Genomic DNA, 24,203 nt, shown 5'->3' with positions numbered 1-24,203 from the left:
ACGGTTATGGTCGCTCCGTCCGAACCCCGGGGTATGGGTGACATCAGCGTCCGCCTGGTCGACCGGGGTCGCGTTCTCACGGATATGGGTTACGTCCTCGACGGGTACACCATGGGAAGCGCGTCGAACCGGAGCCCCGACCACGAAACGGCCGAGTTCGTCGTCTGGAACGCCGTCGTCGACGGCCCCGACCGGACGGTGCTGTGGGATACCGGAGCGAACCCGGAGGCGGGGGACGGCTACTGGCCCGCCCCGCTGTACGAGGCGTTCGAGTACGTCGACGCCGCGGAGCACACGCTCGAAGGCGACCTCGATTCGGTCGGCTACGACCTCGCCGACGTCGACGCCGTGGTGATGAGCCACCTACACCTCGACCACGCGGGGGGTCTCGCCGAATTCGCCGGGACGGACGTCCCGATATACGTCCACGAGGAGGAACTGAAGTTCGCGTACTACTCGGCGAAGACGACCGAGGGCTCCATCGCCTATCTCGCCTCGGACTTCGACCGCGACCTGAACTGGAACGTCGTCCACGGCGACGAACACACGCTGTTCGACGGCTTCCGACTCGTTCACCTGCCGGGACACACCCCCGGCGTGCTGGGCGCGCACATCGAGACGCCCGACGGCGACGTGCTCGTCGCGGGCGACGAGTGCTACGTCGAGGGCAACTACGCCGACGAGGTGCCGCTCGGCCCCGGCCTGCTCTGGAGCGAGCGCGATTGGTTCGACAGCCTCCAGAAAGTGAAGGAACTCGAACGCCGGACCGGCGGCGACGTGCTGTTCGGTCACGACCTCGCCCGGTTCGAGTCGTTCGGCGACGGCTGGAACGTCTGAAACGGGCGGACGGCGCGCTCGTCGGGCTCGAATCTTTCTGGACTCACGCGCCGAGCGGGCGACAGCGACCGCTCTCGTCGCGTCCGAAGAAGGTGAAAAGGGGGACCCGCAGGGATGGTGGGGTGGGGTGGTATGGTGGTGCGGGTGGAGTGAGGTGGTTGGGGTGGGAGGGTTGGATGGCTGGTGGAGACGACGGCCGGCCTAAATCATGAGCTGCACGTCGGCGTCGGCCATGTGCTGGAGGGCCGTCGCCGCGCCGACGCCGGTGGTGACGCCGTCGTAGAACTCGGCTTCGTCGTAGCCCATCAGCTCGATGGTCATCTGGCAGGCCTGGAGGTCGACGCCCATGTCGAGGGAGGTCTCGATGAGTTCCTCGATGGTCGCCGTTCCGTTCTCCTTGATCTTCTTTTCCATCATGCTCGTGGCGACGTTGTCCATGAAGGGCAGCGCGGCGACGGCGTTCGGCATCGGCATGCTCGGGTTGCCGACCGCGCTGAGCTTCAGGTTCTTCGACTTCTCCTCGTGGAGGATGTCGAGCCCCCAGAACGTGTGGAAGACCACGACGTCCCAGCCGAAGGCGGCCGCCGTGCTGGCGAGGATGAGCGGCGGGTACGCCATGTCGAGGGTCCCTTTGGTCGCGATGATGGTCATCGACTTCTGGCCGTCGTCGTCGGTCGCCTCCCGGAGGTCCGAGACCTCCGCTTGCAGGGCTTGGACCTGCGCGCGGAGGTCTTCGACGGAGTCGGCTCCCGCGTCGACGGGCGCGTCGGCGTCCGAGCTCATTCCTTCTGGATGAAGTGGCGGAAGACCGCGTCGCCGTCTTCCTCGGCCTCTTCCTGTTCGAGCATGGAGACGCCGTCGGTGGCGTCGGCCCAGCCCTTCAGGTCGCTCATGCTGCCGGAGTCGGTCGCCACGACCTGCAGAATCTCGCCGGATTCGAGGTCGTCGACCGCGCCGCGGGTCTTGACGACGGGCATCGGGCAGGACAGTCCTTTCACGTCGAGGGTCTCGGTGGGTTCGTATGTACTCATTTTCGAGGTCACCTGTGTTGGGTGTGTTCCACAATATAGGGGTGCTTCGTAAAAGTGTGTCGGTTCTTGGGTAGACTACACAATACCTCATCAGATGCGACCGCTCGGGCTATAACAGGCGTTTGGCGGGCCTAAGATTCATTGTGCGCTCACGTGAGTGCGAAATCGCACTAGATTCGACCGATGGATCTGGAACGAATATTGCAAGAAATACAAACTACCATCCGAAAGCTTAAGTCTGACCACCCGATAGTGGGTGATGAATACATGACCGTTCCAGACCTGCCGGAACTCGACGTCGACGTGCCACTCATCGAACCCGAGGCGCTGAAAGCCCGCATCGACGAGGGCGAGGCGCTCACCATCCTCGACAACCGCGTGCCGTCGGAGCACGAGGACTGGCGCATCGACGGCGAGAACGTCTCGCACGTCAACATCCCCTACTTCGAGTTCCTCGACGAGGAGCTCGACGAGTCGCTGTTCGAAGAGTTGCCCGAAGACGAGGAGTTCGTCGTCCTCTGTGCGAAGGGCCACTCCTCGGAGTACGTCGCCGGGCTCCTGATTCAGGAGGGCTACGACGCCGTGGCGCTCGAACGCGGCATGAACGGCTGGGCCAGCATCTACGAGTACACCGAACTGGAGACCGACGGCGACGCGCTCGTCGCGCAGTACCAGCGGCCCTCCAGCGGCTGTCTGGCGTACCTCGTCGTCGACGGTGACGAGGCCGCCGTCGTCGACCCGCTTCGCTACTTCGCCGACGAGTACGTCGCCGACGCGAAGGCGCTCGGCGCGGAACTGAAGTACGCCGTCGACACGCACATCCACGCGGACCACATCAGCGGCGTCCGCACGCTGGTCGACGAGTACGGCGTCACGGGCGTCATCCCCGAGGCCGCCGAAGACCGCGGCGTCGACTACGACACACCCTACGAGACCGTCGCGGACGGCGCGACGCTCACCGTCGGCGACACCGACATCGAGGCCATCCACACGCCCGGACACACGACCGGCATGACGACCTACAAGGTCGACAACGTGCTCTTTACGGGCGACGGCCTGTTCATCGAGTCGGTCGCCCGCCCCGACCTCGAAGACGGGGACGAGGGCGCACCAGACGCGGCCGGGATGCTCTACGACTCCCTGCAGGAGCGCGTCCTCTCGCACGACGACGACGCCATCGTCGCCTCCGCGCACTTCAGCGACGCGGCAATCCCCGCCGACGACGGCAGTTACACCGCCACGCTCGGGGAACTGAAGGACACGATGGACGCACTGTCGATGCCCAAAGAGGAGTTCGTTGAGTTCATCCTCTCCGATATGCCGCCGCGGCCGGCCAACTACGTCGACATCATCGAGACGAACCTCGGCGTGCAGGAGTCGGACGACGACCGCGCCTTCGAGCTCGAACTCGGGCCGAACAACTGCGCGGCCAGCAACGAAGCCCTGACGAACTAAATGTCGGGTCTGACGCCGCTCCTCGTCGACGGGCTCTTCCCGAACGGCATCGCGCACTACGCGCTCGGCGGCCTCCTCATCGGCCTCGGGACCGCCGTCATCTACCTCGGGACGGGCGTCATCGCCGGCGCGAGCACCTTCCTCGAATCGACGCTGTCGTACGTCTCCGACCTCCCGCGGTTCAACAAGGCGAAGTACGTCGCCTCGCGGGACTGGCGGGTCGTGTTCACCCTGAGCATCGTCGCCGGGGCCGCGCTCTACACCGTCCTGTTCGGCGACGGCTGGTGGGTCTCCGACGTCCAGCCGTGGCGCTTCGCCGTCGGCGGCGTGCTCGTCGGCGTCGGCACCCGCATCGGGAAGGGCTGTACGTCCGGCCACGGGGTCTGTGGCGTCGGCTCGCGCTCGCGGACCTCATTCGTCAACGTCGCCACCTTCATGCTCGTCGCCATCGGGGTCGCACAGCTCCTGAGCGCGCTGGGGGTGTCGCCGTGAGCGACGACGAACGCGGACTCGGATTCATGCTGGTCGTCGTCGCGGGCGGCCTGATATTCGGGTTCGGCCTCGCCGTCAGCAACATGGCCCGACCGGAGGTCGTCCTCGACTTCCTCCAGTTCGACGACTTCGGTCTCGTCTTCGTGATGGGCGGGGCCGCCGTCGTTACCGGCACCGTCTTCGCCCTCGCCGAAGCGTTCGGCGACCGCGCGCCCATCACCGGGCGCGACTACGGCCGCCGCCTGAAGTCGTTCGATAAGAACGTCGTCGTCGGCGGGGTCGTCTTCGGTGCCGGCTGGGGCATCTCGGGTATCTGCCCCGGCGCGGCCTACGCCAGCCTCGGCGTCGGCAACTACCCCATCCTCGTCGCCATCGGCGGGATGTTCGTCGGCGCGTACCTACAGGGGCTCTGGCGCGCCCGCCGCGCCGACAGCGCCGCGACCGGCACCTCCGCCGACTGAGCCCCCTCGCTGGCGTAATCGACTTCGTTCTTTTCGCGTCTCTCGGCCGCAGAGCAACGGCGACGAAGCGCCCGACTCCTCCCTTTCGTGAACCACCGAGCACGAGCGGGGGGGTCGCGAGCGCCGCCGAGCGCCTCTCTGTCGGGATTCTGTGATTTCACCTCAGTCGGAGATAGTATTGCACAAGAAGCAAACAACTATTTTGTCATAGGTAGCGGTGATTTATGTTCGTAACGTCGTGTAATACAAATCAGTCCCAATCTGAGTGGTATTTCTATGCCAGTTCTATAACTTATGGGTATGCAATGGAGATATGGTCTTGCACAGTATTCCCAAAAGCGTTATATCCTCACTCCGGTTAGCCAGCGTTGTACAAGAAAGTATGATTCGTACAATACATGCCGGGCGCTCCGAGGGGTGCTGGTAAGATGTTCGGAATCGAGACGTTGAGCGGGAACGCGCAGGCGGCCACGCTCGTCGGCATCGTTCTCGTCGAGGCGATGGTGCTGTACGTCGGCTACGGCGCGCTAACCGCCGCGGTGGGGCCGTCCGTGCGGAAGGCCATCGGTGGTGAGTGAGCGTGTTCGAGCTACTCGGAATGTCGGCCGGGATGCTGGCGCTTTTCGTCGCGTTCGGCGTCCTCATCGGCGTCCTGTTCGGCTTCTTCGGCATGGGCGGGTCGTTCCTCGTGACGCCCGCGCTGCTCGTCATGGGCTACCCCTCGCGCGTGGCCGTCGGCTCCGGGCTCGCGTTCGTCTTCGGGACCTCCGTCATCGCGACGCTGAAACACCGCGACCTCGGACAGGTCGACTACAAACTCGGCGTCTCGATGATTATCGGGACCACGGTCGGCCTCGAAGTCGGGAAGGAAATCGTCCTCTACCTCGAAGAACTCGGACTCGCCGGTAACATCATCAGCGTCACGTACGTGCTGCTTCTCGGCGGAATCGGGCTGTTCGTCACCTACGAGGCGCTGAAGGGCGGCGACGGCGGCGTCAGCCACGACGTGGACGGCGACGCCGACATCGACGCCGACGACATCCCCGAGCTGGCGAAGAAGATTCAGGGCTACTCGCTGCCGCCGATGATAACCCTCCGCGGCGGCGTCAAGGTCTCGCTGTGGATGGTGCTTCTCGTCGCGTTCGCCACGGGACTCCTCTCGGGGTTCCTCGGCGTCGGCGGCGGCTTCATCCGCATGCCCGCGCTGTTCTACCTCATCGGCGTTCCGGTGCCCATCGCGGTCGGGACCGACCTGTTCGAAATCATGTTCTCGGGCGGCATCGGTTCGTTCCTCTACGCGCAGTCCGGCGGCGTCGACCTCTCTATCGTCGCGCCGCTGCTCGCCGGGTCGGCGCTCGGCGCGCGCGTCGGCTCCGCCGCGACCTCCATCGTCGACGAGGACGAGATCAAGATTTACTTCGGCCTGATGCTGCTCCTCGGCGCGCTCGCGGTCGCCGTGCGGCAGGCCGGGAACTACCTCGGCATGGGCGTCCTCGACTACGTCAGCCTCGCGCTCATCCTCGGGTCGGCGCTCATGGTCTCCGGCGCGGTGCTCTACAGCGCCGTCAAGTCCATGCGCGCGCCCTCGGCCGCCGGGAGTTCGACCGCCGATTGAGGGCGACGGCTCGCACGCGAACCGCACTCGCATCGAACGCGAATCCGCGACACCGAGCGGTCGTTTCTCACTCGGTGTTGTGCAAAGTATACAAACCCTTTTGAGGGCTGACCACGTAGCCCGAACCGATAATGGCTAGCTCGATGGTCGAATACCTGCAATCGGACATGGAGTGCGAGGGGCTCCTTGAGTGTCTCCACGGACTGAAGCAACTCGACCGACGGTGTTTCGAGGTGCTCGTCGAGACCGACGAACACCTGACCGTCGACGAGGTCGCCGAAGCGGTCGAACGGGAGCGCTCGACCGCCTACCGCTCCATCCAGCGCCTGCTGCAGGCGGGGCTCATCCAGAAGGAACAGGTGAACTACGAACACGGCGGCTACTACCACGTCTACCACCCGACCGACCCCAACGAGGTCGCAGACGACATGCAGCGCATGCTCAACGACTGGTACGCCCAGATGGGCACGCTCATCCAAGAGTTCCGCGACAAGTACGACGAGAAGATCGTCCCCGCGGAGTGAGTCACCTCGGCCGACGAGCGGCCGCCGCCTCTCGATTCGTCCGCGTCCCAAATCAATTAGGTTCCGTATTCAACGGCACTGAGTTCCTAGCTACTGCTACGTCCACTCCATGTCGAAGAGTAAAAGCAGTCCCCGAAACAACGAGTTCGTCGAAGAGTGCCCGTCGTGTGAGTCGCGGACGCCTCACGACGTCTCCATCGAAATCAAGACCGAGAGCCGGAAACGCGAGAACCGCGAGTTCTCCCGCGAGCCGTACCGCGTCACGCGCTGTACGCGCTGCGGGAACACGCAGTCCCAGCGCATGAACGACGCGTGAACGACGCTCCCGACCGGCGACCGACCTCCAACCGCATCCGAGTTCGAACGACCACGCCCGCGACGCCGACGTAGCCACGGTCCGAGACATGACACAATCTCACACACCCGACGCGCCGACCGTCCTCCTCGTCGACGACGAGGCCGCCCTCGCCGACAGCCTCGCGCTGTGGCTCGAACGCCGCTACCGCGTCCGGGTCGCCTACTCCGGACACGAGGCCCTCCAGGCGTTCGACGACGACGTCGACCTCGTCTTCCTCGACCGCAACCTCCCCGGTCTCTCCGGCGAGTCCGTCCTCGAAGAACTCCGCCGCCGAGTCGACCCGTCGTCGTTCGATGTCGTCATGCTCAGCGCCTCGCCCGGCGACGAACTGGCCGCCCTCCCCGTGGACGACGTGCTCACGAAGCCGGTCACCAAACGCGACGTCTTCGACGCCGCCGCTCGACTCGTCGGCGACGCGCCCGGAGCAAAACTCGAATAAACGCCTCTCTTGCCCGTAGCTCCCGGCCGCTAATCGTTCGCCGGTGCCGGATTCAGCTCGTCGAAATACGTCTCGATGAGCTTCCGCTCCGCCGTCCGGAGGTGCTCGTGGAGCGTCGGCGGCGAGATGCCGAGCGAGTCGGCGACCTCCTCGGCCGTGCTCCCGCGGGGCCACTCGAAGTAGCCGGAGACGAGCGACGTTTCGAGGACCGTCCGCTGTCGGTCGGTCAGCTTCGAGTCGAGCGCCTGCCGGAAGGAGTCCGGCGACTGGACGGACCGCTCGACCTCGCGCTTTGCGACGACGGAGACGCCCGGTGCGGCCGTCGTCACCGCCTCTACGAGCGCGCCGTGGTCGGCGTCGGCCGCGACGTGGAGCGCGAGACTCCCGCTGCCCTCCGAGAGCGTCAACCGCTCCACGCTCGCGCCGTGGTCGATGGCGGTCGAAAGTACCGTCTCGGCGTCGGTGCGGAGTTCGACGACGGACTCCTCGTCGCCGTCGGAGACGACGCGGGCCTGCGAGACGTCGTCGGACTCGATTGCGGCCGCGACCACGTCGCTCCCCGACGCGCCCGCGACGCTGACGAAACAGGTGAGGCCGTCGTCGAGACCGGTCACGCCGTCGAGCGAAAACCGGCAGTCGAGCGCCGCCGAGAGCCGGGCGAGCAGGCCGCCGCCGCCGCCGAGTTGGAACTCCAGTTCGACGACGCTGTCGCCGTTGAGAAGCTGTTTGCTCTGGGTCGCGTTGATGCCGTTGCCGACGGTCGCTCCGAGGTCTGAAAACAGCGCGGCGGACTCGTCGTCGAAGCCGTCGGTCTCGTCGTAGACGACGAGCGCGCCGTACATCGTCTCGCGGTAGCCGATGGCGACACAGAGCGCCGACACCGCGCCGAGGTCGGCGGCGTCCTCACCGAAGACGGCCGCGCGGTGCGCCTCCGAGACGTCCTCGAAGACGAAGCCGTCTTCGACCGTCCCGTCGATGCCGAACGCCTCGTCGACGAACGCGAGGTCGACGCCCGAGGGGTCGAGGCCGTGGCCCGCCGCCGCGGTACACCGGAGCGACCCCGCGGCGGTGCGCCTGAGGACGAACGCGGCCTCGTGGGCGCTCGCGACCGCGTCGCAGACGGTCTGTTCGATTTCGTCGCGGGTGCGCGCGTCGATGAGCGCCCGGTCGACGTCGCGGAGGAGCTCGTTGGTCCGGTTCAGGCGGTCGAGCTGCGCCTCGCGGTTTCGAATCGCCGCCTCGTGTTCGGCCCGCACCGCCTCCAAGCGGCTGCGCAGGTCGGACAGCGCCTCCGGCTCGCGGAGCTCCTCCACGTCGCGGCTGTCCAGCGCCGCCTCGGTGGATTCGAGCGCGAAGTACTCGCGGACCTCGGAGTCGAACCCCGCCCGAACGAGCAGTTCCTCGACCGTCTCTTTGACGTCCGACTCCGAGACGGGCTTGACGAGGTAGGCGTCGAACGGCATGTCGACGATGTCGGTGTCGGGTTCGACCGCGGTCATCATCGCCACGCGGCAGTCGAGGCCGCGCTCGCGAATCTCTTCGAGCACGTCGTCTCCCGTGACGTTCGGCATCCGGCGGTCGAGGAGGACGACGTCGACGGTGTCGTCGAGTCGGCAGAGGGCTTCCTGTCCGCCGTAGGCGGTTTCGACGGCGAACCGCTCGCCGTCGAGCCAGTACCGGCAGGTGTCCGCGAGGTCCTCGTCGTCGTCGACCACGAGGACGACCTGCTCGGCGGCCCGCTGGTCGGGGCTCTCGCGCGCCGAGCGTTCGGTGACCATCGTATCGAGCACACAGTAACGGCGAACAGTAATATATCTGCCCATCGCAGAAGGTGGAATTTAGGCGGTACGGCGACCCGAATCGCCGGTCTCCGACGGTCGGTTTCCGCCGCCGAAGGCGGGGTGAACGCGGACCGAACTCACGCTCGCGGGAGGGTGACGACGAACGTGGCCCCGCCGCGGTCGTTGTCCTCGATTCCGACCGCCCCGCCGTAGCTCTCGACGATTTCTCGGACCAGAAACAGGCCGAAGCCGTTGCCCGGGTTCGACAGGTCCTCGATGCGCTGGTCGACGATGCGGTGTTTCTCCTCGTCGGGGACGCCCGGCCCGTTGTCGGAGACGCGGAGTTCGACCGCGTCGTCGCCGGCGGCGACCTCGACTTCGACCGCGGGGTTCGGCTTGTCGTTGTGCTGGACGGCGTTCTTCAGCAGGTGCTCGACGACCTCGTCCAGCAGGTCGTCGGCGACGACCGAAATCTCCGGCAGTCGCCCGACCGCGACGCTCGCGGCGTCGGACTCCCGCCGGAGCGACTCCGCGGCGTGGCCGACCGCCTCGTCGATTCGGCGCGGGCGGAACTCGTGGGACTCGCGTTCGACGATGACCTTCATGAACGTCCGCATCGTCCCCACCAACTCGGTCATCTCGCGGACGCGACCCTGTATCGTTTCGAGGTGCGTCACCCCCGGGCCGTCCACGAAATCCTCGACGATGTCCGCCCGCGCGCCGACCACGTTCAGCCCGTTCAGGAGGTTGTGGCGGATGATGCGGTTCACGAACTCCAGTCGCTCCTGTTCGCGGCGGAGCGCCCGCTCCCGCTCCTTTCGGGCGGTGATGTCGTGGCCTTCGAGGACCAGAAACGACACCTCGCCCTCGTCGTCGTGGACCGGCGTGACGGAGAAGTCGATGACGACCGGCCGGCCGGTGTCATCGCGGTCGATTTCGACCTCGTGGCGGACGAACTCCCCGTCGGCCGCGCGGTCGAGGTCCGCCCGGAGGTCGGCGACGCGCTCGTCGTGGCCGCGCCACCACGGCGTCTCCCACGCTCGACGCCCGACGATGTCGTCGCGGTCGGCGTCGACGAATTCGAGCGCGGCGTCGTTCACCCGGAGGACCGTCCCGTCGGGGTCGACCAGCCCGATGTGCTGGAAGGTGCTGTTGAACACCGCGTCCAGTTGCCGCTCGCGGCGCTTCCGGTCGGTCATGTCGCGGGTCACCTTGGCGAAGCCGATGACCTCGCCGGCGTCGTCGGTCAGGGCGGTGATGGTGACAGACGCCCAAAAGCGGGTGCCGTCGGCACGGACCCGCCATCCCTCGTTTTCGACCCGGCCCTCGGTCCGCGCCCGGTCGAGGAGGCGCTCCGGCAGGCCGGCTTCGGCGTCCTCGTCGGTGTAGAACGTCTCGATGTGCTTCCCGAGTATCTCCTCCGTGTCGTAGCCCTTGATGGCCGCCGCGCCGCGGTTCCAGCTCTCGACGCGCCCCGAGGCGTCGAGCCGGAACAGCGCGTACTCCTCGATGTTCTCGACGATGCGCGAAAACGCCTGCTCGCGGCGTTCGAGTTCGCGCTCGCGCTCCCGCCGGACGCGGGTGTCGATGCCGTGGGCGACGGCGTGGCCGAGGTTCGAAATCGGCTCGGCGAGCTCCGCGGTGAACGCCCGCTCGTGTTCGGCGTACATCGTGAGCACGCCGTAGCGCGCGTCGTCGTAGACGAGCGGGACCGACGCCGCCGAGCGGTAGCCGCGTTCGAGCGCCGGTTCCCGGAACGCCCCGAACGCCGGGTCGTCGGCGACGCTCTGGGTCGCCTGCACCGCGTTCGACCGGACCGCCCGGCCGACGGGGCCGTTCCCCTCGGGGCGCTCCGCCGACACAGACACGTCTATCTCGTCGAGGTAGCCGTCCTCGACGCCGGCCCACGCGGTCGGCTCCACGTCGCCCGTCGTCTCGTCGACGACGCCGACCCACGCGAACCGGAGTTCGCCGGTCCGGACGAGTCGCTCGCAGACCTGCCGTTCGATGTCCTCGCGCCCGGCGGCGTCGACGATTATCTCGTTTACGTCCGCGACGACCTCGTTGAACGTCGCGAGGATGTCGAGCCGCTGGCGCAGTTCGCGCTCGGTGACCGACGGCTCGCCGCCCGACCGCGGAGACCCGTCTGTCATCCCGTTCGACCCCCCCGAGAACGGGCGTCCCGTCGTGCGTGCATACCCCGACTCTAACCCCCACCGACTTGTGCGTTTCTCGGTCGCCCCGAGTCGGACCTAACCACGTAGGGCCGTGAATTAGTACCGACCACTCCGTTCGACTATACGGCCACAGTGACCTGCCCGGGTCACTCGTCGTGCCCGCACGGCCCCACGGTGGAATCGACAACCCACCCCCTCTCTCTCCGCCCTGGGGACGTGTCCCTGCCCAAACCCCAACTCCCTTTCCGCGAAATCGCCCGACGAGCGACGGGTGTTTCGTTCGTGTTCCCGGTTCGTACATTCATTTCTCCCCGATGCAGATACAAGACCAAAGACACGCTTCACCGCGCCATTTACCCCCGATGAGCACATACGTGCAACTCATGAAGAAAAACGAGCTCATCCACGTCCACTCGCTGCTCGTGGAGATCGCCACAGACTACCGCGACCGCGGGGTGCTCACGAGCGCCGACCTCGAACCGTACAACCGACTGGGAATCGGCCCGATGGCCCTCCGAGACTGCCGCGCCGACCACGAGCGCGCCGTCCGGACGCTCACGACCGCGCTCGCGGTCTGTGCGGCCCGCGACCTCGACCGCGACGCGGAGGGGGTACCCGGCCGACGCCTGCTCCGGTCCGACGAGACGGCTGGCACGGACACCGACCAACGCGCACCCTCGTACTGAATTTTCTTCGCGGGCCACCCTCGAACAGCGGCGGCACCGTCCGACGGATGGACCTAAGAGCGCCCGGTGAGACGCCCCCGGTATGCGACTCGAAGACTACTGGGGCGTCGGCCCGAAGACCTCGGACCGACTCGAATCGGCGCTCGGCAGGGAGGGGGCGGTCGCAGCCATCGAGTCGGCCGACGTGCGGGCGCTCGTCGACGCCGGCGTCACCCGCGGGCGGGCGGTTCGCATCCTCCGCCGGGCCGACGGGCAGGGCGGCATCGACGCGCTGGCGACCCGGGACGCCCGCGACGTGTACGACGACCTGCTGTCGCTCGCCAGCGACCGCGCGCTGACCGAACACGCCGCCGACCGCATCCGCGTGTTGACGCCGCTTCCGACCGTCGGGGCCCGACGCGACCGCCTCGACCGCATCCTCGCGGCGCGGGAGGTGTGGGCCGACCTCGACGGCGACGCCCGCGACGCCGTCGAGGAGGCGTTCCGCGACTACGACGAGGCCGGCGAGACCGAGCGCGCCGCCGTCCGCGCCGCGCTCGAACTCCGGGAGGCCGGGCTCCGCGGCGAACCGTTCGACGCGCTGGCGGAGGCCGACCCCGACGCCCTCCGCGACGCGCTCGGGGCGCTCGGCTACGTCGATACGGACGGCTCGGTCGCCGCGGGTGCCGACGACCGCCTCGACGGCCTGCGGAGCCGGCTCGACACCGCGAACGAACTCCAGTCCGGCTCGTTCGACGTGCTCGAAACCATCCAGTCGCGGGGCGTCCGCTCGCTGGACGACTTCCGCGCCGCGTTCGTCCAGTACGTCGCACAGGAGACCGACCTCTCGCGCGGCGAGGTCGAGTCGGTCGCCGCCGAGGACGCCCGCGACGCGACCGACTTCGTGAGCGCGTCGCTCCGGGCGCTCGTCGAGGACCTCGAAGCCGACGTCGCCGCCCGCGAGGAGACCGTCGCCGAGGAGCTTCGGGACCGCATCTGGGCCGCCCGCGACGACGTCGACCTCGCGGTCGAGGCCGTCGACGAGGTGGCGCTGTCGCTGTCGCTCGCGCGGTTCGCGGACGAGTACGACCTGACGCCGCCGGACATCGCCGAGACCGGGTTGGCGGTCTGCGGCGCGCGGAACCTCTTTCTCGACGACCCACAGCCCGTCTCCTACGCCGTCGGCGACCACGAACTCGCGTGTCCCGCCGGGCCGACGCCGCCGGTCGGCGACCGCGTGTCGGTGCTCACGGGGGCCAACAGCGGCGGGAAGACGACGCTTCTGGAGACGCTCTCGCAGGTCGCCATCCTCGCGTCGATGGGGCTTCCCGTCCCCGCCGAGTCGGCGGTCGTCGGTCGGTTCGACTCGGTCGTGTTCCACCGCCGGCACGCGAGCTTCAACGCGGGCGTGCTCGAATCGACGCTCAAGTCCATCGTTCCGCCGCTTTCGGGCGGCGGGCGGACGCTGATGCTCGTCGACGAGTTCGAGGCCATCACCGAACCGGGTCGCGCGGCCGACCTGCTCAACGGCCTCGTGAACCTCACCGTCGAGCGCGACGCCTTCGGCGTCTACGTCACGCACCTCGCGGACGAGCTGAGCCCGCTCCCGCCGGAGGCCCGCATCGACGGCATCTTCGCCGAGGGGCTGACCGACGAGCTGGAACTGCGCGTGGACTACCAGCCGCGGTTCGGGACGGTCGGCAAGTCCACCCCGGAGTTCATCGTCTCGCGGCTGGTGGCGAACGCCCGCGACCGCGCCGAGCGGCAGGGATTCGAGGCGCTGGCGGCGGCGGTGGGCGAAGAAGCGGTACAGAAAACGCTGTCCGACGCCGAGTTCGTCGGCTGAACGCGGCGTCAGAGGGGGCTAGCGGCGGCGGAAACTCTCGTCGGCGGCGCACCGACCGCGTCGTCGACCGTGCCGGCGTCGACTCAGCACATCTCGTCGAGCGAGACGAACGCGTCGGCGTCGGCGGTCAACCACGCCTCCATCTGGTCGCGGCAACTGTCGCGCCGGGGGTAGACGGTCACTTGGTCCGGGCTCCCTCGATAGGTGACGACGACGCTATGGAGGAGGCAATCCCCGGTGGTATCCGCGCCGGCGCGGTCAGCGGTCCCTGCAACCGAGTTCTGAGATGCGGGCAGTTCGGACATTCGCCGTCACGTAGACAAACGCGACCGTGATTACATAACCTTCACTAAGTGTGGTAGTCATTGACAATATCCGTGGGTTACAAAACGTTGCACCAAGTGGGAGTACGGAGTGATACATAGCCGCGAACACCGACGCGGAGGTGTGGATTCCTCAGTTTCGCGGCGTCGGTCGGGCTGTCGGGCGACTTCTGCCGGCGGAGACGGGTTGAAGTGCCCGGGACTGCCATCTGGCTGTCGATGGTCGATCCCACGTCCGATTTGGAAGCAAACGTAGACCCGGAAGACGCCCCGACCTGCGCGACGTGCGGGGAGCCGATTGCCAACAACCCGACGCACCGCGTCGTCACGTGGGTCGAAGACGACACCGTGCAGGCGCGGCACTTCTGCGACGACGACTGCCGGGACGCGTGGGACGACGAGCGATAGCCGCTTTCTGACGGTCGACTCGCAGGACTCGGCCCGACCCCGCGACTACTCGACCGACGACCAGAACCGGTCGAGACCGAAGCCGAGCATGTCCGGACTGACGGGTCTGAACTCCTCGCGCTCCTGTTCCGGCAGGTAGTCGCGGACGCCGTTCCACGAGTCGCGGGCGTACCGGGCGTCGACGAAGACGCGGACGCCGACCTCGTCGGTCCCGCGGATGACGCGCCCGATGGCCTGTCGGGCCTTTCTGACCGCGGGGACGGTCAGGGCCGTCTCGAAGCCGTTCCCGAACTCGCGGTCGTAGGCGGTCTTCACCGCGCGGGTCCGCGGCGACGACGTGTTGATGAGCGGGACGCCGCAGACGACGGCCGCAGAGAGCTTGTCGCCGCTGTAGTCGACGCCCTCGGTGAGCGTGCCGCGGAGGCTCGTCACGAGCACCTTCCCCTCGCCGCCGAAGAAATCGCGCTTGAGCCGCTCCGTGGCACCGTCGTCGGACGACTCGTCGAGGAGGACGGGCTTGTCGACGCGGGCTTCGAGCGCGCCCGCCATCCACTCCGCCTCGGCGTAGTTCGGCATCCCGACGAGGACGTTCCCCGGCGACCGCTCGCACACCTCGACGGCGGCGTCGGTGTACGCGAGCCGCGTCTCGTTTTCCTCGCCCGGCGGCCCGCGGTTTCCGTGGGTGAACTTCGGCACGTCGACGGCGAAGCTCGCGCGGTTCGACTCGGGGAAGCCGAGGCCGAACGTCCGCTCGGCCACCGGGCGGCCGTCGTCGGCGAGGGCGTCGAGGCCGGTCACGCGCCGGAACACGTCGATGGGTTCGAGCGTCGCGCTCATGAGGACGCCGCCGCCGAAGTCGCCGAGGCGCTCGGCGATGGCCTCGCCGGGGACGCAGTTGTGGACCGACAGCCGGGCGTTGTAGGCCCGCCGCCACGACTCGGGCGGCTCCATCTCGTCCCACGTCCGTTCGAGCTCGATTTCGCGGAAGTGCTTCTCGTGGTCCGCGTACGCCCACGTCGAAAGCGCCCGCCCCGCCGCGGGCGCGGCCCGGCGCTTGTCGTCGTCCTCCACCGAGTCGAGGATGCGGGCGACCGCCGAGCCGGTCGCCTCGGCGCGGACCCACGTCCCCTCGTCGTGGCCGCTCTCCTCGGCCCACTCGGTGAGTTCGTCGACGCCGGGCTCCTCGGGGTCGCGCAGCGGGAGCTCCTCGTCGTCGAGTTCGGTGAGGTCGGCGCGCCAGCCGACGTACTCGCGGTCGAGATGGGCGGTCACGCGCCGGTCGAGTTCCTCCCGGAGGTCGCGGATGAAGTCCCGGGTCTCCTCCAGTTCGCGGAGCGTCACGTCGGCCTCCTGTAGCTCCCCGCGGACGAGGTCGGCGTCGACGGTGGACTTGCCGGCGTCGTCGAACTTCACGGGCTGGATGACGCGCGTGAACTCGCTTTCGGCGTCGCGGAGCGTCCGGTCGCCGACGCCGACGGAGACGAGGTCGCGGACGCGGGGTTCGAGCATGTGCGCCTCGTCGCAGATGACGAACGTCGAGTCGTCGACGAGCGCGCCGGTGAACGTGCCGACGGTCGTCGGGTCGAACGCGTGGTAGTAGTTGCCGATGACGACCTCGACGTGGGGCAACAGCGCGCCCATCACGGAATGGGGACACGACCCCGCGCCCGCGGCCAGCGAGACGAGGTCCTCGGTCCCGATGAGCCCCTTCTCGTCGAACTCGAAGGGGACGGCCTCTATCGGGTCGCCGTCCTCGGGGAGGTCCGCGAGGAAGTTCGCGTAAAAGGGGCAGTACTCCACGTCCTCGTACTCGGGCATCGACTTCGGGTACGGCGTCGGGTCGCCGGCGGTTTCGAGGTACGAGGGCCCCGCGGTCGTCGAGCCGGTGTCGAGGAGGCCGGTCTGTTGCTCGCGGGCGTCTTTGGCGAGCGCCTCGGCGCTGGTCCGCCCGCCGTCGCCGACGAGTCCGCGGGTCCGGTCACGGAGGGCCTCACAGCGGTCGTAGACGGTCGCGTCGTCGATGCCGCCGCAGCCCTCGCGGCTGTAGGGACACACGTCGGACTTGCCGACGAGCGTGAGCCCCGAGACGGGCTTCCAGTCGCTCGGGAGGTTCTCGTTGATGGTTCGGAGGTCGGCCTCGAACTGCCGGAGCTGTTGCTTGACGCTCGTGAGGACGAAGACGCGCTCGTAGTCGGAGTCGGGGTCGCGGACGAGGTCGATGCCGGCGGTGAGCGCGAGCATCGTCTTGCCGGTCCCGCACGCGCCCTCCACGACGGCGAAGCCGTCGTCGCGGGTGGTCTGTATCGCGGTCTCGATTCCGTCGGCCTGCTCCGGGTACGCCTCCGGGTGGCCGAACACCTCCTGCCAGGTCACGCTCTGTGGTCCAGTTGCGACGGCCATAGGGGTGTCGGTGAGTGGCCGCGGACTCGCACTTGAACGTTCGCGAGAGAGCCTGCCGGCACGCGGACCGCGCCGACGCTATTCGAGGAAGGAGGCGATCGCCTCGGCGAAGGCCTCTCGGTCCCCGCCGTCGCCGCCGACGCAGACGACGAACGGCGCGGCGGCGGCGTACACCTTCATCTCGCGGCCCTTCTCGGAGTAGCGGGTGTCGGCGACGCGGACGAGGTCGGCCTCGATGAGGTTTCCGAGGTGGTGGCGGGCGTTCTGGACGGAGGTCTCGACCCGCTTCGAGAGTTCGGTCGCCGTCGCCGGCGAGTCCTGCAGACACGACAGCAGGTCGCGGGCGGTGTCACAGGAGAGGCAGCCGAGGAGTTGCGCCGTCTCGTCGTCGTCGAGCCAGTGAACCCGAGGGTCCGCCTCACCGCTCGAATCGACGGTCCCGTCGGACGGGAGCAACCCTGACATACACTCGACATTTCGGTGCGGGAAGTAAACCGTTTCGGGAGGTCAGGCGCTCGACGGCTCGGTGCGGTCGACGCCGGGGAGTCGGTTCACCGCGTAGAGGACGGCGAGCGCGGCGACGAACACCGCGAGGCCGCCGGCGAGCGTCCGGAAGACGGCCTCGAAGGCGTAGTTCGCCTCGGTCAGGAAGCCGACCGCGCCGCTCCCGTTGGCCTCCAAGAGGAGCGCCGCGCCGCTGAAGACGGCGTAGGCGCTCCCGCGGGCGTCGCTCGGCAGCGACGAGAGCATGAACGTGTCGAGCGCGGGAAACAGGCTGTGGACGACGTAGCCGAGCACCGCGACGACGACGGCGACGGCGACGAAGCCCTGCGCGTACGTCAGGGCGACGAGCGCGCCGATGAAGGCGACGAGCAGGCCGAAGATGTACGGGACGTGCGGGAGGTTGTCGGCGAGGCGGCCCGAAAGCGAGAACGCGGGGACGCCGGCCGCGAAGACGATGGTGAGCATCGTGCTCGCCGCGGCGGGGTCGAACGCCTTCGCCTGCGTCATGTACGACACGAGGAAGTTGAACAGGCCCTGCCAGACGAACCCCGCGGGCGCGATGAGGAGGATGCCCGTGAGGATGAGCTTCCAGTGACCGAGCGCGGCGGAGAAGTCGCGGTCCGCGCCCGTGCCGGCCCCGGCGCTTCCGTCTCGGGAGACGGCGTAGAGGAGGAGCGTCACGAGCGCGCCGGCGGCCGCCAGCACCCAGAACGTCTCGCGCCAGGAGTACGACGCGAGGATGAAGACGACGACGGGCGCGGCGACGACGGCGGCGACCTGACTGGCCGCGCCGTGGATGCCGACCATGCGGCCGACGCGCTCGGGGAACAGTTCGCCGACGAGCGGGGTCGCGGAGACGAAGTACGCGCCCGAGGCGAGCCCGAGGCCGAACGCGCCGATTTGGAGCGTCAGCACCGACGTCGCGCTCGCGGTGAACGCCGCGGCGACGACGAGCAGCGTGCCCGACCCGAGGACGACCTTCGACCGCGAGACGCGCGTGAGGAGGTAGCCGACGGGGATGCGCGGGATGGCGGTGCCGAGCCAGACGAGACTCGTCACGACGCCGATGGTCGCCGGGCCGACCGAGAACTGCGTCTGGAGCGTCTCGACGAGCGGCGGGAACGCGACGCGGCCGAAGTTGACGAGGAAGACGAGTCCGCAGAGAGTTCCGAAGAGGCGGCGAGTCACTACCTCGGATTCAATCGCCCCCGTGTCAAACGTTGCGAATCCGACCCGCGACCACATGTGTTAACGCGCCGCCGGGCGAACGGTGGCGTATGATTACGAGTCGACGCATGGCCGCGGTCGACCTGAACGCCGAGGCGCTCGGCGTGCCGCGGAAACAGCTCATGGAGTCGAGCGGGAACGCCGTCGCGCGGGCCTGCCGCGACCTCGCGGACCCCGGCGCGTCGGTCGCGGTCGTCGCCGGCCGCGGCAACAACGGCGGCGACGCCCTCGTCGCCGCCCGGTTCCTGAAGGCGTCCGACGTGACCGTCCACCTGCTCGGCCGCCCCGAGACGATTTCGACCGACATCGCCCGCGAGAACTGGGACGCCCTCGTCGCGGCCGAGGCCGACGTGCGAACCGTCACCGACTCGGCCGCCTTCGACCTCGGCGACCCGGACCTCGTCGTGGACGCGATGCTCGGCACCGGCGTCACCGGCGCGCTCCGCGAACCCGAGGCGACGGCCGCCCGCGCCGTCAACGAGTCCTCGGCGACCGTCCTCGCGGTTGACGTGCCCTCCGGAATCGACGCCGACACGGGCGAGTCGGCGGGCCTCGCGGTCGACGCCGACCGCGTCGTCACCTTCCACGACGACAAGCCCGGTCTCGGCGACCTCGACTCCGAGGTCGTCGTCGCCGACATCGGCATCCCCGAGGCGGCCGAGTTGTTCACCGGCCCCGGCGACCTCCTCGCGCTCGACCGCGACGCGCAGAGCCACAAGGGCGACCACGGCGACGTGCTCGTCGTCGGCGGCGGCCCGTACACCGGCGCGCCCGCGCTCGCCGCGCAGTCGGCTCTCAGAGCCGGTGCTGACCTCGCCCGCGTCGCCTGCCCCGATGCCGTCGCCCGCGAGGTGCAGGGCTACTCCGAGAACCTCATCGTCCGCGGCTTCTCGGGGGACCGACTCACTCCCGAACACGTCCCCGACCTGCTCGACTTCGCCGCCGACCGCGACGCGGTGGTCTTCGGCCCCGGCCTCGGCGACGCCGACGAGTCGCTCGACGCGGTTCGGGAGTTCCTCGCCGCCTACGACGGGACCGCCGTCGTCGACGCCGACGCCCTGCAGGTCGTCCCCGAAGTCGACACCGAGGCGACCCTGATTTGCACGCCCCATCAGGGCGAGTTACGGAAGATGGGCGGCGAGACCGACGCCGACTGGGAGACCCGGCGCGACCTCGTCCGCAAGTTCGCCGCCGACCTCGGGCACACGCTCCTCGTGAAGGGCGCGTACGACGTCGTCTCCGACGGCGACGCGGTCCGCGTCAACCGAACCGGGAACCCCGGCATGACCGTCGGCGGCACCGGCGACGTGCTCGCGGGCGCGACCGGCGCGCTCGCGGCCGTCCTGCCCCCGCTCGACGCGGCCGCCGTCGCGGCCTACGCGAACGGCCGCGCGGGCGACCTCGCCGCCGACGAGTTCGGCGGCGGCCTCGTCGCCACGGACCTCTTGGAACGACTGCCCGCGGGCCTCCGAGGTGACGACGAATGATCGACGACCGCGCCGGTGCGGGGTCGAACGAATCGGCCGACGGCGACGACAGCGACCTGACCCACGTCGACGAGGAGGGCAACGTCCAGATGGTCGACGTGGGCGGAAAGCCCGACAGCCGCCGCCGGGCGGTCGCCCGCGGGACAATCCACCTCAGCGCCTTGACGGTGCGGGCCATCCGCGACGACGAAATCGGGAAGGGCGACGTGCTGGCGACCGCCCGAATCGGCGCGATTCAGGCCGTCAAGCACACGTGGGAGACGATTCCGATGTGCCACCAGATTCCCATCACGAACGTCGACACCGAGTTCGAGGTGGCCGACGAGTCGGTCACGCTGTCCGTGACGGTCGGGACGACCGGCAAGACGGGCTGTGAGATGGAGGCGTTAGAGGGCGTGACGACCGGGCTCAACGTCGTCTGGGACATGGTGAAAGCCGCGGAGAAGGACGACGACGGCCAGTATCCGGGGACGCGCATCTCGGACGTGGAGGTCGTCACGAAGGAGAAAACGACGCTCGACTGAGTCGCGGCGGCGGGTCGGTGTCCGCCGGTCGAACGGCGGAGAACGGCACCTCAGGCCGAGTCGGCCGGCACGGAGAGGTCGGCGGCCTTCGCCCGCGCCTTCTCGACGATTGCGGGGCGCGCCTCGAACTCGACGTGGACCTGTTCGCCCTCGTACTCCTCGGCCTCGACGTGGGCGTGGTCGTAGAGCCACGAGACGAGACTCATCGTGTCGTCGGCCATCGGCAACAGGAGTCGCTCGCGCTCCCACGCGGGGAGTTCGTCCTCGACGCGGGCGGCCAGTTCCTCGACGTTCTCGCCGGTCAGCCCCGAGACGGCGACGGGGTTGGGCGCGAGCGCCGACAGCGCCGCGCGCTTTTCGTCGAGTTCCGTCGGTTCGACCTTGTCCACCTTGTTGAACACGGTCACGATGGGCGCTTCGTTGCGCTCGTAGAGCGTGTCGTGGCTCGTGACGAGCTTCTCGCGCATCTCCTCGACGGGCTCGGAGGCGTCCACGACGAGCAACACGAGGTCGGCCCGGTAGACCGAATCGAGCGTGGACTTGAACGACTCAACGAGCCAGTGGGGGAGGTCCGAGACGAAGCCGACGGTGTCGGTGAGAAGCACGTCTCGCTTGCCCGTCTCGGCGCGGCGCGTGGTCGTCCCGAGGGTCGTAAACAGCTTGTCCTGGGTCTCCGCGGTCGGGTCGAGGTCCGGGTGGAGGTCGTCGTTCTGGCCGACTTCGAGGTCGGCGGCGAGCCGCTGCATCAGCGTCGACTTCCCGGCGTTCGTGTAGCCCGCGAGCGCCACGAGATCGAAGCCGGACTCGCGGCGCTGTTCGCGCCGGGTCTCCTCTTTGTCCGCGATGGCGTCCAGTTCGTTCTTGATGCGCGAAATCTGGGCCTTGATGTCCTGCTCGCGGCTCTCGTCGTACTCGCCGAGGCCCATGAAGCCGGGGCGCTCGTCGCGCTTCGCCAGCGACGCCTTCGCCTCGGCGCGCGGGAGTTCGTAGCGGAGTTCGGCGAGTTCGACCTGCAACTGCGCCTTGCGGGTGTTCGCCCGCTGACCGAAGATGTCGAGGATGAGCGTGAAGCGGTCGATGACCTCCGCGTCGTCGGGGAGCTTCTGGGCGATGTTGTACGTCTGGTAGGGGCCCAGCCGGTTGTCGAAGACGACGGCGGCGGCGTCCTCGCGGGCGACGAGCGACGCTAACTCGCCGACCTTCCCCTCGCCGAAGTGGAACGCGGCGTCCTCCTCGCGGGTCTGGGTGAGTTGGCCGACCACCTCGTAGCCCGCCGCGCGAGCGAGGTCGGAAATCTCCGTGAGGTCGGCGTCTCCGCGGTCGACGCGCTTCGCGACGACGACGCGACTCATCGCCGCACCTCGATTGTGGGGTACGTTGCCTGCACTGTGTCAGTGGGTACTAGCCGCCGGAGGCACTTAAGCCCCGCTCGGCTGGGGTCACGCGTCGAGATGGCGTCCCGTCACCTCCCGTTCCATGGCCGCGTTTGGACGCCGGGACTCTTGTAGGTTGCCCGGCCGCGACCTGACAGTTCGGCGGCGACGACAGTCTCCCCACAAATCACTTATACCGATAGGCGGGATGTTCGCCGTATGGACCCTTTACAACTGAGCGTCGACCCCCAACAGCTCGGCATCGAGTTCGGGAGCGGGGCCGTCATCGGCGGCATCATCGGCTTCGCGGCGAAGAAAATCGCGAAGCTCATCGCCGTCATCGTGGGCCTCGAACTCGCCGTGTTCAAGTTCCTCGAATCGCGGGACATCATCACCGTCGACTGGGAGCGCCTCACCGGCGGCCTCGTGAGCGCCACGCAGGACGCCGCGAGCGGCGCGCCGCCGGACTGGATTTCGACGATTCTCTCGACGCTGTCTGTCTCCGCCGGCTTCTCCGGCGGCTTCCTCGTCGGCTTCAAGAAGGGATAGTTCGCGCTCGCGTTCGCGTCTCGGCCGTGCCGACCCGTCTCAGAGCTCGTCTTCGTCCTTGACGATGCGCGTCTCGGCCGTGCCGCTCGTGATGTTGTTCACCTTGTCGTAGAAGTCGTTTTGCATCCCCGCGGGGAACGTGATGACGCCGACCCACGAGCCGTCGTTCTGCCACTCCTCGCGTTCGAGGTCGCCGTAGCTCCGAATCTGCGCCTGTCCGCTGCCGGCGTACTCGGCAGGGAGTTGGACGGCGACGGTGACCTCGGCGAACTTGATGGGCAACACGGGTCGGAGTGCGTCGAGCGCGTCGTCGACCTGCGACTCGACCGGTTCCATCGGGTCGATTTTGAAGCCGGCCTCTTCGAGCGCGCGCTCGATTCGCTCCGGCGGGTGCGGCGAGTCGTTCATCTGCGGGTTCACCGCGTTTCGCGCGATGCGGTTGATGAGCGACTTGCGCTTCTGTTCTTGCATCTCGCGGCGCTGTTCGGCCGTGATCTGAATCTCCCCTTTCTTGACGACCTGGGGGATTATCTCCAGCGGGTCGGTCGTCCCGAAGACCTCTTCGAGGTCGTTCTCGGCGGGGCGGTCGCCGCGGGAGGCGTCCTCGAACACGTCTTCGGCGGCGATGACCTCTTCGAGGTCGCCGTCGAACTCGCCGCGCTTTATCGAGAGCGCCGCGTCGGGGTCGATGAGCACCTCGAACCGCGCGCCGTGAGATTCCAGGCGGGCCGTGACTGCCTCGTCGAGTGAAATCATAGGTTCCGATACTCTCTCCGTGGTAAAAAGCCCTCGCCGACCGACTCCCCCGACAGCGTCTCGCGAAATTCGCCGCGACCTCGTTCGGAGCAATCGTTATGCTCGCCCGCACCCCACGTCTCGGTATGAGTTCGCAGACGTCGGAGAAGTCCCTCGAAGAACGGCTCGACCTGTTCATGCGGCGGAACTTCCCCCAAATCGAGATGCACGGCGGCGACGCGGGTATCGAGGCCATCGACGACGAGACCGGCGAGGTGTGGATTTCCCTCACCGGCGCGTGTTCCGGCTGCGGCATCTCGCCGATGACGATTCAGGCGCTGAAGTCGCGCATGGTCGCCGAGTTCGAGGAGATAGACGCGGTCCACGCCTCGACCGGCGGCTTCTACGACGACGACTCGGGCGCGGGGTTCGAACCCGACGTGTCCGACGCGCCCTTCTGAACCGGCTTCCGACTCCGATTTTCGACCGAACCGTCCCCGCGAGCGACGCCGCCCGAAGCGCGCGCCGCGCCGTCGCTCGCCGTGATAGATAAACAGAGAATCGAACCAAGCGAAGCGGACGCCGGCTTACGCGGCGGCGTCGATGATGTCGACGAGGTCGTCTTTGCTCTGGACGCCGATGACCTCTTTGACCTGCTCGCCGCCGGCGTAGAACTGCAGGGTCGGGACGCTTCGAATCCCCTGCTCGCGGGCCAGCTCTTGGAGTTCGTCGATGTCGACCTTGGCGACGACGGCGTCGGTCTCCTCGGCGATTTCCTTCACGGTGGGTTCGAGCATCTTACACGGGCCGCACCAGTCGGCGTGGTAGTCCACGAGGACGACCCCGCTGTCGGCGATGAGTTCGTCGAGTTCGTCCGAACTCTCGATGTGGACGGGCGCATCGGTTGTCTTCGGAGTGCTCATATCTCCACGTATCGGCGCGACACTCTTACCCATTGCGCCTGTTTGCGTGACGGCGCACGACCGCGAAAC

General features: G+C 68.1%; 27 protein-coding genes. 16 read left to right on the top strand and 11 right to left on the bottom strand.

Going from position 1 to position 24,203, the window contains the following annotated elements; all coding sequences use genetic code 11:
* The first annotated feature begins 33 nt into the window (after nucleotides 1-33).
* Nucleotides 34-837, top strand: a complete 804-nt coding sequence (locus FY251_RS03850; RefSeq protein ID WP_148413519.1) for an N-acyl homoserine lactonase family protein — start codon at nucleotides 34-36, stop codon at nucleotides 835-837.
* A 201-nt stretch (nucleotides 838-1,038) separates the two neighbouring features.
* Here the strand turns inward: FY251_RS03850 and FY251_RS03845 are convergent, their stop codons facing one another.
* Both FY251_RS03845 and FY251_RS03840 read right to left on the bottom strand, forming a co-directional pair.
* Nucleotides 1,039-1,620, bottom strand: a complete 582-nt coding sequence (locus FY251_RS03845; RefSeq protein WP_148413518.1) for a DsrE/DsrF/DrsH-like family protein — start codon at nucleotides 1,618-1,620, stop codon at nucleotides 1,039-1,041.
* Nucleotides 1,617-1,868: a sulfurtransferase TusA family protein gene (locus tag FY251_RS03840; RefSeq protein ID WP_148413517.1), complete on the bottom strand. Its 252-nt coding sequence runs from the start codon at nucleotides 1,866-1,868 to the stop codon at nucleotides 1,617-1,619. Before FY251_RS03840 ends, FY251_RS03845 begins: the two co-directional genes overlap by 4 nt.
* 267 nt (nucleotides 1,869-2,135) lie before the next feature.
* Between FY251_RS03840 and FY251_RS03835 the strand changes: the two genes are divergently transcribed.
* From FY251_RS03835 to FY251_RS03805, 8 genes are all read left to right on the top strand, one after another.
* A complete protein-coding gene (locus FY251_RS03835) occupies nucleotides 2,136-3,323 on the top strand; it encodes an MBL fold metallo-hydrolase (protein ID WP_148413516.1) in 1,188 nt (395 codons plus the stop codon).
* Nucleotides 3,324-3,815 carry a YeeE/YedE family protein gene (locus FY251_RS03830; protein ID WP_148413515.1) on the top strand — a complete coding sequence of 164 codons (492 nt, stop codon included), beginning with the start codon at nucleotides 3,324-3,326 and terminating at the stop codon, nucleotides 3,813-3,815.
* Nucleotides 3,812-4,276 carry a DUF6691 family protein gene (locus tag FY251_RS03825; RefSeq protein WP_148413514.1) on the top strand — a complete coding sequence of 155 codons (465 nt, stop codon included), beginning with the start codon at nucleotides 3,812-3,814 and terminating at the stop codon, nucleotides 4,274-4,276. Before FY251_RS03830 ends, FY251_RS03825 begins: the two co-directional genes overlap by 4 nt.
* A gap of 428 nt (nucleotides 4,277-4,704) precedes the next feature.
* Nucleotides 4,705-4,854, top strand: coding sequence for a hypothetical protein (locus FY251_RS22435; RefSeq protein ID WP_187367329.1), 150 nt, complete (start codon nucleotides 4,705-4,707; stop codon nucleotides 4,852-4,854).
* Nucleotides 4,851-5,891 carry a sulfite exporter TauE/SafE family protein gene (locus FY251_RS03820; RefSeq protein ID WP_222847821.1) on the top strand — a complete coding sequence of 347 codons (1,041 nt, stop codon included), beginning with the start codon at nucleotides 4,851-4,853 and terminating at the stop codon, nucleotides 5,889-5,891. The genes FY251_RS22435 and FY251_RS03820 overlap by 4 nt, the downstream gene beginning before the upstream one ends.
* Nucleotides 5,892-6,034: 143 nt before the next feature.
* Nucleotides 6,035-6,415 (top strand): helix-turn-helix domain-containing protein, encoded by a 381-nt coding sequence (locus FY251_RS03815; protein WP_004977164.1) that lies wholly within the window; start codon nucleotides 6,035-6,037, stop codon nucleotides 6,413-6,415.
* Nucleotides 6,416-6,524: 109 nt separating this feature from the next.
* Nucleotides 6,525-6,731: a hypothetical protein gene (locus tag FY251_RS03810; RefSeq protein WP_089778085.1), complete on the top strand. Its 207-nt coding sequence runs from the start codon at nucleotides 6,525-6,527 to the stop codon at nucleotides 6,729-6,731.
* Nucleotides 6,732-6,819: 88 nt separating this feature from the next.
* Entirely contained in the window at nucleotides 6,820-7,212 is a 393-nt protein-coding gene (locus tag FY251_RS03805) for a response regulator transcription factor (RefSeq protein WP_089778087.1), read from the top strand.
* Nucleotides 7,213-7,241: 29 nt separating this feature from the next.
* On the opposite strand, the gene FY251_RS03800 is transcribed toward FY251_RS03805, so the two are convergent.
* Both FY251_RS03800 and FY251_RS03795 read right to left on the bottom strand, forming a co-directional pair.
* Nucleotides 7,242-8,990 carry a bacterio-opsin activator domain-containing protein gene (locus tag FY251_RS03800; RefSeq protein ID WP_148413513.1) on the bottom strand — a complete coding sequence of 583 codons (1,749 nt, stop codon included), beginning with the start codon at nucleotides 8,988-8,990 and terminating at the stop codon, nucleotides 7,242-7,244.
* A 140-nt stretch (nucleotides 8,991-9,130) separates the two neighbouring features.
* Complete coding sequence (locus FY251_RS03795; protein ID WP_148413512.1) at nucleotides 9,131-11,146, bottom strand: PAS domain S-box protein; 2,016 nt, start codon at nucleotides 11,144-11,146, stop codon at nucleotides 9,131-9,133.
* A 407-nt stretch (nucleotides 11,147-11,553) separates the two neighbouring features.
* Between FY251_RS03795 and FY251_RS03790 the strand changes: the two genes are divergently transcribed.
* Together FY251_RS03790 and FY251_RS03785 are read left to right on the top strand one after the other, a co-directional pair.
* Nucleotides 11,554-11,856: a UPF0058 family protein gene (locus tag FY251_RS03790; protein ID WP_148413601.1), complete on the top strand. Its 303-nt coding sequence runs from the start codon at nucleotides 11,554-11,556 to the stop codon at nucleotides 11,854-11,856.
* Between the two features lie 82 nt (nucleotides 11,857-11,938).
* A complete protein-coding gene (locus tag FY251_RS03785) occupies nucleotides 11,939-13,681 on the top strand; it encodes a DNA mismatch repair protein (protein ID WP_148413511.1) in 1,743 nt (580 codons plus the stop codon).
* 83 nt (nucleotides 13,682-13,764) lie between these two features.
* On the opposite strand, the gene FY251_RS03780 is transcribed toward FY251_RS03785, so the two are convergent.
* Nucleotides 13,765-13,986 carry a hypothetical protein gene (locus FY251_RS03780; RefSeq protein ID WP_089778097.1) on the bottom strand — a complete coding sequence of 74 codons (222 nt, stop codon included), beginning with the start codon at nucleotides 13,984-13,986 and terminating at the stop codon, nucleotides 13,765-13,767.
* Between the two features lie 237 nt (nucleotides 13,987-14,223).
* On the opposite strand from FY251_RS03780, the gene FY251_RS03775 reads away from it, so the two are divergent.
* Nucleotides 14,224-14,412 carry a hypothetical protein gene (locus FY251_RS03775; protein ID WP_089779878.1) on the top strand — a complete coding sequence of 63 codons (189 nt, stop codon included), beginning with the start codon at nucleotides 14,224-14,226 and terminating at the stop codon, nucleotides 14,410-14,412.
* A gap of 45 nt (nucleotides 14,413-14,457) precedes the next feature.
* Here FY251_RS03775 and FY251_RS03770 read toward each other — a convergent pair whose 3' ends face one another.
* From FY251_RS03770 to FY251_RS03760, 3 genes are all read right to left on the bottom strand, one after another.
* Nucleotides 14,458-16,812 (bottom strand): ATP-dependent DNA helicase, encoded by a 2,355-nt coding sequence (locus FY251_RS03770; protein ID WP_148413510.1) that lies wholly within the window; start codon nucleotides 16,810-16,812, stop codon nucleotides 14,458-14,460.
* 78 nt (nucleotides 16,813-16,890) lie between these two features.
* Complete coding sequence (locus tag FY251_RS03765) at nucleotides 16,891-17,277, bottom strand: winged helix-turn-helix domain-containing protein (RefSeq protein ID WP_089778102.1); 387 nt, start codon at nucleotides 17,275-17,277, stop codon at nucleotides 16,891-16,893.
* Nucleotides 17,278-17,319: 42 nt separating this feature from the next.
* Nucleotides 17,320-18,504, bottom strand: a complete 1,185-nt coding sequence (locus FY251_RS03760; protein WP_148413509.1) for an MFS transporter — start codon at nucleotides 18,502-18,504, stop codon at nucleotides 17,320-17,322.
* A gap of 89 nt (nucleotides 18,505-18,593) precedes the next feature.
* Between FY251_RS03760 and FY251_RS03755 the strand changes: the two genes are divergently transcribed.
* On the top strand, nucleotides 18,594-20,030 hold the full coding sequence (locus FY251_RS03755) for an NAD(P)H-hydrate dehydratase (protein WP_305037571.1): 1,437 nt from the start codon (nucleotides 18,594-18,596) through the stop codon (nucleotides 20,028-20,030).
* On the top strand, nucleotides 20,027-20,554 hold the full coding sequence (gene moaC / locus FY251_RS03750) for a cyclic pyranopterin monophosphate synthase MoaC (RefSeq protein WP_148413508.1): 528 nt from the start codon (nucleotides 20,027-20,029) through the stop codon (nucleotides 20,552-20,554). Before FY251_RS03755 ends, moaC begins: the two co-directional genes overlap by 4 nt.
* 50 nt (nucleotides 20,555-20,604) lie before the next feature.
* On the opposite strand, the gene hflX is transcribed toward moaC, so the two are convergent.
* Nucleotides 20,605-21,906 carry a GTPase HflX gene (gene hflX, locus FY251_RS03745; RefSeq protein ID WP_148413507.1) on the bottom strand — a complete coding sequence of 434 codons (1,302 nt, stop codon included), beginning with the start codon at nucleotides 21,904-21,906 and terminating at the stop codon, nucleotides 20,605-20,607.
* 240 nt (nucleotides 21,907-22,146) lie between these two features.
* Between hflX and FY251_RS03740 the strand changes: the two genes are divergently transcribed.
* Nucleotides 22,147-22,476, top strand: coding sequence for an FUN14 domain-containing protein (locus tag FY251_RS03740; protein ID WP_148413506.1), 330 nt, complete (start codon nucleotides 22,147-22,149; stop codon nucleotides 22,474-22,476).
* Between the two features lie 39 nt (nucleotides 22,477-22,515).
* Here the strand turns inward: FY251_RS03740 and FY251_RS03735 are convergent, their stop codons facing one another.
* Entirely contained in the window at nucleotides 22,516-23,232 is a 717-nt protein-coding gene (locus tag FY251_RS03735; RefSeq protein ID WP_004968119.1) for a ribosome assembly factor SBDS, read from the bottom strand.
* Nucleotides 23,233-23,357: 125 nt separating this feature from the next.
* Here FY251_RS03735 and FY251_RS03730 point away from each other — a divergent pair, with 125 nt between their 5' ends.
* A complete protein-coding gene (locus FY251_RS03730; RefSeq protein ID WP_148413505.1) occupies nucleotides 23,358-23,672 on the top strand; it encodes a NifU family protein in 315 nt (104 codons plus the stop codon).
* A 126-nt stretch (nucleotides 23,673-23,798) separates the two neighbouring features.
* On the opposite strand, the gene trxA is transcribed toward FY251_RS03730, so the two are convergent.
* Nucleotides 23,799-24,134 carry a thioredoxin gene (gene trxA, locus FY251_RS03725; protein ID WP_148413504.1) on the bottom strand — a complete coding sequence of 112 codons (336 nt, stop codon included), beginning with the start codon at nucleotides 24,132-24,134 and terminating at the stop codon, nucleotides 23,799-23,801.
* Nucleotides 24,135-24,203 lie beyond the last annotated feature (69 nt).

Source organism: Haloferax sp. KTX1 (assembly GCF_902410085.1).
In the GTDB taxonomy this organism is placed as follows: domain Archaea; phylum Halobacteriota; class Halobacteria; order Halobacteriales; family Haloferacaceae; genus Haloferax; species Haloferax massiliensis.
Note: the sequence above shows the minus strand (reverse complement) of the source record. Positions and strands in the feature narration are given on the sequence as shown.

Excerpts from the sequence above, each read along its gene's own strand:
- FY251_RS03800 (WP_148413513.1), bottom strand. The coding sequence starts at position 8,990 with ATGGTCACCGAACGCTCGGCGCGCGAGAGCCCCGACCAGCGGGCCGCC.
- FY251_RS03790 (WP_148413601.1), top strand. The coding sequence starts at position 11,554 with ATGAAGAAAAACGAGCTCATCCACGTCCACTCGCTGCTCGTGGAGATC.
- FY251_RS03735 (WP_004968119.1), bottom strand. The coding sequence starts at position 23,232 with ATGATTTCACTCGACGAGGCAGTCACGGCCCGCCTGGAATCTCACGGC.
- FY251_RS03765 (WP_089778102.1), bottom strand. The coding sequence starts at position 17,277 with ATGTCAGGGTTGCTCCCGTCCGACGGGACCGTCGATTCGAGCGGTGAG.
- FY251_RS03850 (WP_148413519.1), top strand. The coding sequence starts at position 34 with ATGGGTGACATCAGCGTCCGCCTGGTCGACCGGGGTCGCGTTCTCACG.
- FY251_RS03840 (WP_148413517.1), bottom strand. The coding sequence starts at position 1,868 with ATGAGTACATACGAACCCACCGAGACCCTCGACGTGAAAGGACTGTCC.
- FY251_RS03755 (WP_305037571.1), top strand. The coding sequence starts at position 18,594 with ATGATTACGAGTCGACGCATGGCCGCGGTCGACCTGAACGCCGAGGCG.
- FY251_RS03795 (WP_148413512.1), bottom strand. The coding sequence starts at position 11,146 with ATGACAGACGGGTCTCCGCGGTCGGGCGGCGAGCCGTCGGTCACCGAG.
- FY251_RS22435 (WP_187367329.1), top strand. The coding sequence starts at position 4,705 with ATGTTCGGAATCGAGACGTTGAGCGGGAACGCGCAGGCGGCCACGCTC.
- FY251_RS03740 (WP_148413506.1), top strand. The coding sequence starts at position 22,147 with ATGGACCCTTTACAACTGAGCGTCGACCCCCAACAGCTCGGCATCGAG.
- hflX (WP_148413507.1), bottom strand. The coding sequence starts at position 21,906 with ATGAGTCGCGTCGTCGTCGCGAAGCGCGTCGACCGCGGAGACGCCGAC.
- FY251_RS03780 (WP_089778097.1), bottom strand. The coding sequence starts at position 13,986 with ATGTCCGAACTGCCCGCATCTCAGAACTCGGTTGCAGGGACCGCTGAC.
- FY251_RS03810 (WP_089778085.1), top strand. The coding sequence starts at position 6,525 with ATGTCGAAGAGTAAAAGCAGTCCCCGAAACAACGAGTTCGTCGAAGAG.
- FY251_RS03845 (WP_148413518.1), bottom strand. The coding sequence starts at position 1,620 with ATGAGCTCGGACGCCGACGCGCCCGTCGACGCGGGAGCCGACTCCGTC.
- FY251_RS03805 (WP_089778087.1), top strand. The coding sequence starts at position 6,820 with ATGACACAATCTCACACACCCGACGCGCCGACCGTCCTCCTCGTCGAC.
- FY251_RS03815 (WP_004977164.1), top strand. The coding sequence starts at position 6,035 with ATGGTCGAATACCTGCAATCGGACATGGAGTGCGAGGGGCTCCTTGAG.
- FY251_RS03730 (WP_148413505.1), top strand. The coding sequence starts at position 23,358 with ATGAGTTCGCAGACGTCGGAGAAGTCCCTCGAAGAACGGCTCGACCTG.
- FY251_RS03775 (WP_089779878.1), top strand. The coding sequence starts at position 14,224 with ATGGTCGATCCCACGTCCGATTTGGAAGCAAACGTAGACCCGGAAGAC.
- FY251_RS03835 (WP_148413516.1), top strand. The coding sequence starts at position 2,136 with ATGACCGTTCCAGACCTGCCGGAACTCGACGTCGACGTGCCACTCATC.
- FY251_RS03785 (WP_148413511.1), top strand. The coding sequence starts at position 11,939 with ATGCGACTCGAAGACTACTGGGGCGTCGGCCCGAAGACCTCGGACCGA.
- trxA (WP_148413504.1), bottom strand. The coding sequence starts at position 24,134 with ATGAGCACTCCGAAGACAACCGATGCGCCCGTCCACATCGAGAGTTCG.
- FY251_RS03770 (WP_148413510.1), bottom strand. The coding sequence starts at position 16,812 with ATGGCCGTCGCAACTGGACCACAGAGCGTGACCTGGCAGGAGGTGTTC.
- moaC (WP_148413508.1), top strand. The coding sequence starts at position 20,027 with ATGATCGACGACCGCGCCGGTGCGGGGTCGAACGAATCGGCCGACGGC.
- FY251_RS03830 (WP_148413515.1), top strand. The coding sequence starts at position 3,324 with ATGTCGGGTCTGACGCCGCTCCTCGTCGACGGGCTCTTCCCGAACGGC.